This window comes from Pantoea sp. S61 (assembly GCF_016625145.1).
Classification (GTDB): Bacteria; Pseudomonadota; Gammaproteobacteria; order Enterobacterales; family Enterobacteriaceae; genus Pantoea; species Pantoea rwandensis_B.
Genome location: NZ_JACVUO010000043.1, coordinates 1 through 9,086, shown reverse-complemented (window position 1 = coordinate 9,086; position 9,086 = coordinate 1). Strand labels below are relative to the sequence as shown.

General features: G+C 49.1%; 9 protein-coding genes and 2 pseudogenes. 8 read left to right on the top strand and 3 right to left on the bottom strand.

Annotated features, from left to right (window positions below):
- The 3 genes and pseudogenes from IAE30_RS29615 to IAE30_RS29605 all read right to left on the bottom strand — a co-directional run.
- Positions 1 to 177 (bottom strand): annotated as a pseudogene (locus IAE30_RS29615) (hypothetical protein); the annotation flags it as partial.
- A gap of 8 nt (positions 178 to 185) precedes the next feature.
- Positions 186 to 635: a translesion error-prone DNA polymerase V autoproteolytic subunit gene (gene umuD, locus IAE30_RS29610; RefSeq protein ID WP_200539299.1), complete on the bottom strand. Its 450-nt coding sequence runs from the start codon at positions 633 to 635 to the stop codon at positions 186 to 188.
- 1,185 nt (positions 636 to 1,820) lie between these two features.
- Positions 1,821 to 2,735 carry a hypothetical protein gene (locus IAE30_RS29605; RefSeq protein WP_200578542.1) on the bottom strand — a complete coding sequence of 305 codons (915 nt, stop codon included), beginning with the start codon at positions 2,733 to 2,735 and terminating at the stop codon, positions 1,821 to 1,823.
- A gap of 666 nt (positions 2,736 to 3,401) precedes the next feature.
- On the opposite strand from IAE30_RS29605, the gene IAE30_RS29600 reads away from it, so the two are divergent.
- The 8 genes and pseudogenes from IAE30_RS29600 to IAE30_RS29565 all read left to right on the top strand — a co-directional run bounded on the left by IAE30_RS29600 (position 3,402) and on the right by IAE30_RS29565 (position 8,955).
- Positions 3,402 to 4,298, top strand: a complete 897-nt coding sequence (locus IAE30_RS29600; RefSeq protein ID WP_200547454.1) for an integrase domain-containing protein — start codon at positions 3,402 to 3,404, stop codon at positions 4,296 to 4,298.
- Positions 4,299 to 4,603: 305 nt separating this feature from the next.
- Entirely contained in the window at positions 4,604 to 4,951 is a 348-nt protein-coding gene (locus tag IAE30_RS29595) for a hypothetical protein (protein ID WP_200539302.1), read from the top strand.
- A gap of 98 nt (positions 4,952 to 5,049) precedes the next feature.
- Complete coding sequence (locus IAE30_RS29590) at positions 5,050 to 5,391, top strand: hypothetical protein (RefSeq protein WP_200539303.1); 342 nt, start codon at positions 5,050 to 5,052, stop codon at positions 5,389 to 5,391.
- A 13-nt stretch (positions 5,392 to 5,404) separates the two neighbouring features.
- Positions 5,405 to 5,749: a hypothetical protein gene (locus IAE30_RS29585; RefSeq protein ID WP_200539304.1), complete on the top strand. Its 345-nt coding sequence runs from the start codon at positions 5,405 to 5,407 to the stop codon at positions 5,747 to 5,749.
- Positions 5,750 to 5,816: 67 nt separating this feature from the next.
- Positions 5,817 to 6,425, top strand: a complete 609-nt coding sequence (locus tag IAE30_RS29580) for a hypothetical protein (protein ID WP_200539305.1) — start codon at positions 5,817 to 5,819, stop codon at positions 6,423 to 6,425.
- Positions 6,426 to 6,505: 80 nt separating this feature from the next.
- A complete protein-coding gene (locus tag IAE30_RS29575) occupies positions 6,506 to 7,150 on the top strand; it encodes a hypothetical protein (RefSeq protein WP_234472905.1) in 645 nt (214 codons plus the stop codon).
- A pseudogene (gene traD, locus IAE30_RS29570) lies at positions 7,074 to 8,189 on the top strand (conjugative transfer system coupling protein TraD); the annotation flags it as partial. The gene IAE30_RS29575 and the pseudogene traD, both read left to right, overlap by 77 nt.
- On the top strand, positions 8,182 to 8,955 hold the full coding sequence (locus tag IAE30_RS29565) for a TIGR03747 family integrating conjugative element membrane protein (protein WP_200547429.1): 774 nt from the start codon (positions 8,182 to 8,184) through the stop codon (positions 8,953 to 8,955). The pseudogene traD and the gene IAE30_RS29565, both read left to right, overlap by 8 nt.
- The last annotated feature ends 131 nt before the right edge of the window (positions 8,956 to 9,086 follow it).

Below are 9,086 nucleotides of genomic sequence, written 5' to 3'. Positions count from 1 at the left end.
AAGATGTTGCGACACCAGATAAATAAACCAGTATTGAAATTCCACATAACCTGCTGAGCGTGCAATAACGCAGCCGTCATTGTTACTGAGCACCACAACGGGCTTGCCGCGCAGATCGGGACGAAAAAGTGTCTCGCAGCTAGCATAGAAAGAGTTAACGTCGGCAAGGCCAAACATGGGCATGATTATCTCCGTCGCGCGCGCGTGCTGTTGAAAAACCAGGTCACCACGCCGAGCAGCTGCAGCTCGTCAGGATAAATGGTTGAGTAGGCTGGATTCATGGGCAGCAGAGCAAGACGTGGTTGCAGTTGCAGGCGCTTAACTGTGAACTCACCGTTAACCTCGGCTATGACGATATCTCCGTGAGATGCCTCTTCGGCACGATCCACAACCATGACATCTCCGTCGTAAAGTCCCAGCTCCTGCATGCTGCTGCCGCTGGCGCGAACAAAAAATGTCGAGGCGCGCCGGCGTATGCAAAGCTCGTTGAGATCAAGCTCGGACTCCACGTAATCCTGAGCGGGGGAAGGGAAGCCCGCCGCGCAAGGATCTGCAAATAACGGAACAAGTATACGGGACGTGAATATTGGCGGCCAGAGGATCGTCAGGCCGGGACTGTAGGCCACGGGCTTCATGACTGCCACTCCGTGATAAAAAACAACTTACCGGCTGAAAAAAACATGGTATGACACATAAATCCCCCTCTGATAATGCTGTTTATATGTACAGTATTAATGAGCCGGGATTTGATGACAAGTCAGTTTTCTTAGGGAACCGTCCTGCTCGTGCTCAGGGCTATGAAGAACAATGAAATATTTTTGGTATTTATCGGACGCCGACTTACTAGCCCGCAACGCTGCTACTTCATTTAATCGGCGTCATGTGCTCATTTAATGACCTCCCACTATCAATTCCTTGACTGACACGCCGTGCGGTAAATTGTCCACAGGGTTTTGGAAGGTCTGTGCACCCACATTGTGGACAATTATTCCTTTCGCTAAGGACCTTTGATCCGGGCTCTGTTAACCAGCGGGAGACGGTTGATGACAAAGAAACACAGTTGTCAGTAACAGTTCTAGACCTCAACTTTACATTTGCAGATGGCGTTGCCGACGCATGAATAGCGTCTAAACTGCCGGGCACTCTTGAGCATATCGCCGTTTCGCTGCCTCTGCGGCGTCATCATGCCAATCTTTCCCACAATGTGCGTCAAAGCACTTTCACCGGGGTTGAGACAAGCACAGGCTCCCTGGTCTTCTAAAGGTATTTGAACGTCGGGGATATTGATTTCTGACCACTGCGTTAGACCTGAAAATATCCCCATCCAACCCGGAAGTCTGCCGTTACCAGGGTTTGTTTATGTCCTCGCTGCAAAGGTTCTCTAAAGGGTGATGTTTAAACCGGAGTAAAGAACCAGCCGATTCACACAAAACGTCAACAACACGTCTCTCTAAACTCATCGCTTCAAAGAGGGAGCAGCACACACTTTAGAATATAAATTATGATTTAACGGAGGGTAAATTATCTGTTCCTGGTAATCTATTTTTAATCAGCACCAAATCTCTGCATATAATGGGGTACGGTGGCAAACTTTATGATGGCAACTTCTACAGGTTTTTTTGTACAAAAAGACCTATCCAATAATATAACTCAGCACGAAATTCAAACCTAAAGCTACTCATTAATTATGTGTCTCACCTCCCTAATTAATGCTCACCATTCACTCCCAATGTTAAATGTGAATTATTGAAGTCACGGTTATCGCAAAGGATAAGGTATAATAACTATGATGAGTCATGGTAAAAATATATCACTGACATTCAAACCTTAAGTATCGAAATCAATTTTTTGTAATGTTTAAAGCTGCCCAGTACAGGGTAATATATTAAGTTAAAAGTGTATCTTATTAGCATAAATATCGATATGCATCCTGTAACTACAGCCAGCGGGATGTGTTCTTTATTTTCAGATAAAGAAAATGAAGCTTGAGAAAAAATGATTGCAAGAATGATATAAAAAACTACGCAAAATATCCCTCTATTCTGTTTGCTTCGAAATCTTGCACGGTTCAGTGATAATGTTGTTTTAGTTATTGATGGGCTCAGATTAACGACTTTCTTATCGAGGCAGTCAATTATTGTTCTGACAGAAGCTTCTTTCTTAGTGTCTAGGTAGGGGTTATTTTTCATGATTTCCAGCATTAACGTGGCATGCAGGGTGCATTTTATTTTAGTAAGCTCATAAAAAACTTGCTCCTTTAATTTTTTCTTTGCAATCTTTTTAGCATCAGATAACTCCTCATTGCTGTCTTCAAGAGACAATATCTCTTTATAAACTGAAATTCTCTCGTTAGTAAATTTCTTCAACCTTCCGTGAATACCAAAGAAAAAATTAAGAGCAGCTAAACATATTGTCACTGCTAAGGTTAGAATAGTGGCATTACTGATACTTTCCATCTCTCTCTCCATGTTAGTAAGCTGATCAAGCCTAGTATCAACAAAATATGATAGTTTGATTTTGACAATAACATTCATGTATTGATAAGGTTCATTGGCAATAAGTTGCCTTATGGCAACCACCAATGGTCCGGTAGCTTGAGAGGATCGCCTTCGGGTAGCTACGAAAACACTCCTGTAGCCTGAAAGGGAGAACACATCAGTGTGGTAAATCTGCTCGCTCCTGGAAGCAGATATCGTCAAAACAAGCGCACCTACGACGCGACGATGGGGGTACATTAATCACACCAAAGCATGGCTTTTACATACGCCTCACGCCCTCAGACAGGCATCCACAATGATGCTTTTCTTCACTAACGTTATGAATATTTGCAGGGATACGCCCTGTGCTGCATACGACTTTTGCTATGACGCATAAGCCCATTTGGAACATTTGGGCGCTTGCGGAAGACGCATTAGGAGCATGAAGCTGCGCGGCGTCACTTTGGTTCGAGTGAAACGAGAACAAAGTGACGCGCGCAGCGCATAACGACCAAACCCACGTACAGTGCGGTTTTCAGCATGCCGGTACATTCTGACGTGCACGTATAACGTGTTTTCAGATGCACAACTGGCTATTTATCAACCATGACGCGACGTTAACGAACAACCCGTTAAGGGCGTTTTATTAGAAGGAGAATGATCGACTCGGTATCGATGGCGACATCAGGAAACTGGTGTACGGAGGCAGACTGACTAACGTCAGCACGGCGCAAGCCGCAAACAGGTCAGAGACCTGGGGAGCCTCGCAAGAACTCAACATTTCGCCGCCCCGATGCACAGATACCAGTCGAGACGCAGGAAGCGCAAAAGCAACCATGTCATCGGGGAAGAGAAGTACAGATTCAGAGTCATACAGCTGTGGGTTTATGGGCTTACAGCTGTAGGTTCTGAAGGAGATAAAAATTGTCTGGTAAATTAGGTAAGCAGCTCGTCACGCTCGCACGTCAGGGCGGAGGAAGTTTTAAAACGGTTTCTGATCGTTCAAAGATTGCCAGTCGCTTCTCGGAGCGACTGGCAACCCTTAATATTCAGATTCGGGACGTAAGCCATATTAAAACCAAACATATCGAGAACTATATTCGTAGTCGTCAGGATGAAAATATTTCGTCCCGGACGCTGCAAAATGAAATGGCCGCATTACGTTCAATCATGTCACAAGGCGGACGTAACGTTCTGGCTAATCCCGCGCATGATAAATTGAGTAATCAGGCACTGAATATTTCCGGATCCAGCCGCGAAGGCACTAAAGTTGCCATTTCTGACGAACGTCTTAAAGAAATTGTCCTGACGGTTTCAGAGAAAGACAGGGGGGTTGCTTTAGGTGTGCAGCTTGCCAGATATATCGGGTTGCGCGCGGAGGAAACGGTTCAGTCGGCAAAGTCATTAAATACCTGGCGAAAAAGTCTGGAATCCGGAAATAATAATGTACGCGTTGTGTTTGGCTCTAAAGGAGGGCGTCCACGTGATGCCACCGTTTTTGATAAAGAGAAGGTTGTTAACCTGTTAAATGAAGCTATTCAGTACATAGAAAAAAATAACGGCAAGTTAATCGATAAGCCAACGCTTCATCAGGCGCTTGATCGTTATCATAACGTATTACGTGAAAGTGGAATGACCGGAATCCATGCGCCACATAGTCTCAGGTATGCCTATTCTAAGGATGCCGTAAATCATCATTTAGAAAATGGCATGAGTCGCAAAGAGGCTGAGGCTCTAGTTTCAATGGATCTTGGACATGGTGACGGGCGAGGAGCTTATGTTGCACGGGTTTATAACCGGCTTGATGAGTCTGATGAATAACGGGCTCTTGTAATTTGCCTTAAGCAGACGCTATTATTAAAACGTTTCTTACGTTGTCTTCGGACAACCACCAATGGTCTGTAGCTTGAGATGACCGCCTTCGGGTAGCTGCAAACAACACTCCTGTTGCCTGAAAGGGAGAACACATCAGTGTGGTACATCTGCCCGCCTTTGGAAGCAGATATCGTCAATCACGGCTCCTACTGCCTGGCGATGAAGGTACATTCAACCATCCGGCTCCGGCCTTCGTCCTTCGGGGAAACATTCCCGACAGGGCAAATGTTTCTCTGTTTTCTGGAGAAACTATGTCCATAACCCGCTCGTTTCTGAATGAGTTGCGTACGCCATTCGATCTGGTCCTTTCCGTTGCAACCCGTGTTGCATCTGAATGTCCTGACCTTAAGGCTGCACTCAGGGGAACACCGTGGCTTGCTTCACCTTCCGGTCATTATGAATTTTGTTCCCGCGTCTGGTTTGACGATCAACGTTATCACGCCATTGTTATGGCAAGAACGTCGATTGCAGGCCAGCCAGGCGATGAGTTCGTTTTCAGCCGGCACGGTAAGCATTTTACACACAAAGCTGCAGCGAAAGCCGCTCAGCATGCCGCATCTGATGCTGCAACTTTCAGGGTGTTCACCGCTCAGAAGTAACAGCACAGTCGTCTGAACCATACATTCGCTATGCGAATGCCCCTCGGGAAACATCTTCCCGACAGGGCAGGTGTTTCCCGCTCAACAGGAGAAACACCATGCATACCCTTTTATTACCAACCTCCTTTTCCATAAAAGGCATCTTTTCAGCAGCCTCTGCTGCGGCGTCATCCCTGCGGGATCTCGCCGCTGCCGGTAAAAGAAAAGAAGAGTGGATTATGAACCGGGCTGGCTCACTCAGCTTTAAGGTTCAGGTTCATCAGTTACCTTCAGGAAAATGGACGGCTGGCATACTTACACGTTCCGGCACGTTTCACGGTAATCACCGGTTTGGTTCTCTGAAAAAGCCGGATGAGGTATTCCGCTCTTACCGTCAGGCTCGCCGCTTTGCACTGAAGCTGGCGGATCAGATGGCAAACCTGCGTTATGCATATCAGTAAGGGAAAGTCGAATATGACTGTTTCAACGAACCTGGCAGATATGCTGCAGTTAGCTAAATACGAGGGCGACATGCTTACGGCATTAGCCTATCAGCGATTTGGTCTGGACGACCTTGACGAGCAGGTGCACCTCTACGGTGAGCTGCCCGTCACGATTGCTGTTCAGATTAACGTTATTTACAATCTTGAGTTCGGTATGGTTCAGGACCGCTTTATCAGTCCTGGCTGTGCTGACCTGGTTGACTCCATCCGTGCCATGAGCATCAGGCTCGACCGCACTTTGCATGAACGGATTTCTTCAGATGGTCATAATGACGGTCTGGGAGATCTGGAAATTGCCAGATTAGAATCTCTCTAATCTGACGTAACCCTGTGGGGATTTATTCCCCATAAGGGGGATAAATCCCCTTTTTTGAGGATTTATCATGACACCAATCTCCGTACCGCCCCAACATGTGACCTATACCGTGAAGCAGAGCGGATGGATATCCCCTAGCCAGTGGCACAGTTTTACTCTGGCAGTCACTGAAGCATTCTGGGTGTTACCGGTACATCTCCGCCCGTGCTCGCCAATTGACGGTACTCGTCTGGAACGCGCTTCCATGATGTTTCCTCACCCCGAGGCATTTGAATTCGGTGGAAAAGACGAAGGGAATTACATTTCCAGTAGCGTGATGTTTACCCTGGATATGAACCCTGATTTGCGTATTGAAACGGAAGGTCAGCCCATCGACTTCTTCACGCGGATTGCGCTGCTGATGCTGTATCACCATTGTTCAGGCTGCTTTGAGATAACGTCATCAGCCGGCGGCCTCAGCTGGGCGCTTCCGGTTCGCTGGGCAATACGGCACCAACTGATTGCGGACAGTGATACTCCTCAGCCTTTCAGCACGGAAGGTTTCATTACCGGCGCAGCTGATGAACTGCTCATCAGAAGCGTTTCCGGGGGGGAACGTCCGTTTACGACGGCTGACTGGGGGCTGATTTCAGAACTTGAGTTCGCGCTCGAAGAACTGAAAACCGGCAAACGCTGATCCGGCAATCGATCTAACTTAACCCAACGGGGATTTACCTCCCTGTGGGCGGTAGATCCCCTTTTTAATGGAGATTTACCATGACACATACACCAACCGAACCTCTGGTCCTTCCGGGCGTTTACCAGTTTGAGCAGGGAGCGTCCATAAATGATGAACAGTGGTTCAGATTTACCGACGCAGTTAAAGAAGCCTTCTGGCTTCTTCCCGCTCAGCTCCGGCCTTATAAGCAGCTGGGTTTTAACATGAACCGCGCTTCAGAGCTTTTTGACGAAGAGGGTTCGGTCACGTTCAACCATAAGGACGGCGAAGGCTACTGCCTCAATCCGTTCTATCTCAGGCAGACGCTTTCGGATAATTTTCGGCCATACCGCAAAGTGGAAAGCCAGCGATGCAGACAGGATTTATTCGTGCGCATCGTGCTGGTTCTTCTGCATAACCTATGCCCCGAAAGCTATTACATAACCAGTTCCTGTCCGCAAAGCTGGCGTTTCGCGCAGCGATGGCTGGCATGGAATATGGATATGTTTACCAGAGCACCTGAAACCATACCGGCATCGTTTGTTATACCCGGTGCAATTGAACACCTGCTGCTGGTAAAAACCTCCGGTCCCGGCAAGCAGGTCACCACTGAAGAGTGGGAAGCCATATGCCGAAAAAATCATTACCGAGAAACTGCCCGAACTGCACGGCCAGATCGAGAACAACGCCAACGCATTCAGTGAAGACGACGTGCCGCGCAACATGCAGGGACAGCCTGAAGCTATCCGGATTTGGGCCGTTGAAGTGGCGCTGAGTTCTGATGCAGGAAATGCGCTGTATGACCCGATCCTTGACGGACTGCGCTCTGCCGTACGCTATGACCGCACCTACTTTGACAAAATCGTGGCGTCACTGCTGCCGCTGCTGGAAAAACTGACCACCGGCAAAACGGCGGAGCTGCTGTCTCCCGATTATCTGAATATGGAAGATCCGCGCCCTATTTTTGACTGGGAGCAGGTTATCCGTAAAAAAGGCATCGTTTACGTGGGGCTGGATGCGCTCAGCGACAGCGAGGTTGCCAGCGCCGTGGGTAACAGCATGTTTGCCGATCTGGTGAGCGTGGCCGGGCACATCTACAAGCACGGTATCAACGGCGGCCTGCCGGGTTCAAAAGAGGGTAAGGACGCCATTAACCTGCACTGCGATGAATTCAACGAACTGATGGGCAATGAGTTTATCCCGCTCATCAACAAAGGTGGCGGTGCGGGCATGCAGGTGACGGCCTACACGCAGACCTCATCTGATATTGAAGCCCGGATCGGGAGCGCGGCCAAGACCTCTCAGGTTCAGGGCAACTTCAACAACCTGATCATGCTGCGCGTGAGAGAAAACCGGACGGCAGAGCTGCTAACCTCGCAGCTGCCGCAGGTTGAAATCTACAGCAAAACGCTGGTCTCGGGTCATCAGGATTCAGCTGACGTCACCGTCAATCACGATTTTACCTCCAGCACCCAGGACCGCGTCGGCACCATTAAGGTGCCGCTGCTTGAGCCTGCCGACATTGTCACACTGCCTAAAGGTCAGGCGTTTGCGCTGCTTGAGGGCGGCCAGCTCTGGAAAATTCGTATGCCGCTGCCGGCGGGCGATGCAGGTGACGTGCATATGCCTGAGAACATCGCGCGTCTTGCCGAAGAGATGCGCCGGAATTACCACAGCAGTGAAGGGTGGTGGGACAGCCGCAGTTCAGCAGCTGCGCCAGTGAATGGAGATAACAATGGCTGAGGCACGTCGTACCGCACCGCAGCAATATCCGCAGCAGCACCCCGCGCAACCCCGTGAGCACGGCCTGCTTTATAACCTGGCCTGGGGCTGGCCGTGGAAACTCGTTGGCGTGATCCTGGCTTCACTGATGGTGAGCCTTGTTATTGAATATGTCGGGATTGCGTTCTTCTGGCCTGAAATGGGGGCAGCGCACAGCCAGGCCGTGATGAATACCGAGTTTGGCTATCTGTCTTCTGATTTTACCCGCAGCCTGCTGCTTTCAGAGCCGGCTGCAACGGTGACGCGCTGGATAACGGATGCCTATCAGTGGGCGTTTGTGGACAGTGGGATCATCGGCTGGATACAGGAAAAATATCAGGCCGAGATGAACAGCGGCAATGAGGTATCGCGCAATCTTAAGGGTGCCAGCCGCTGGCTGGGGACTTATTTGCAGCAGTATATGCTGGCAACGGTATATGTCTCTATTGTGACGCTGATCCGCGTCACTATCATTGCCCTTTCTGTACCGCTGTTCGTACTGGTTATATGCGTTGCCGTGGTTGAAGGGCTTGGCCGACGTGATTTGCGCCGGTTTGGTGCCGGTTATGAGTCATCTTTTCTGTACCACCGTGCGAAAAGGTTGATTAAGCCGGCTGTGTATCTGCCGGTGATGGCCTATCTCTCCTGGCCTTCAGCGGTCTATCCGAATCTTCTGCTGCTGCCCGCAGCGTTAATGCTGGGGCTTACCATTACGGTTACAACGGCATCGTTCAAAAAATATATATGAGCACCTCCCGTATGCCAGGCAGTTTAGGGTTATGACATTAAGGCGATTGCAGTTATATATCCGGCCTTGCTGCGTCAGCCTGAGCTGTCGCGGGCCCTAATGAATTCCGCTGGCGCACGCCTCATTACCTT

Excerpts from the sequence above, each read along its gene's own strand:
- umuD (WP_200539299.1), bottom strand. The coding sequence starts at position 635 with ATGAAGCCCGTGGCCTACAGTCCCGGCCTGACGATCCTCTGGCCGCCA.
- IAE30_RS29605 (WP_200578542.1), bottom strand. The coding sequence starts at position 2,735 with ATGTACCCCCATCGTCGCGTCGTAGGTGCGCTTGTTTTGACGATATCT.
- IAE30_RS29595 (WP_200539302.1), top strand. The coding sequence starts at position 4,604 with ATGTCCATAACCCGCTCGTTTCTGAATGAGTTGCGTACGCCATTCGAT.
- IAE30_RS29590 (WP_200539303.1), top strand. The coding sequence starts at position 5,050 with ATGCATACCCTTTTATTACCAACCTCCTTTTCCATAAAAGGCATCTTT.
- IAE30_RS29585 (WP_200539304.1), top strand. The coding sequence starts at position 5,405 with ATGACTGTTTCAACGAACCTGGCAGATATGCTGCAGTTAGCTAAATAC.
- IAE30_RS29580 (WP_200539305.1), top strand. The coding sequence starts at position 5,817 with ATGACACCAATCTCCGTACCGCCCCAACATGTGACCTATACCGTGAAG.
- IAE30_RS29575 (WP_234472905.1), top strand. The coding sequence starts at position 6,506 with ATGACACATACACCAACCGAACCTCTGGTCCTTCCGGGCGTTTACCAG.
- IAE30_RS29565 (WP_200547429.1), top strand. The coding sequence starts at position 8,182 with ATGGCTGAGGCACGTCGTACCGCACCGCAGCAATATCCGCAGCAGCAC.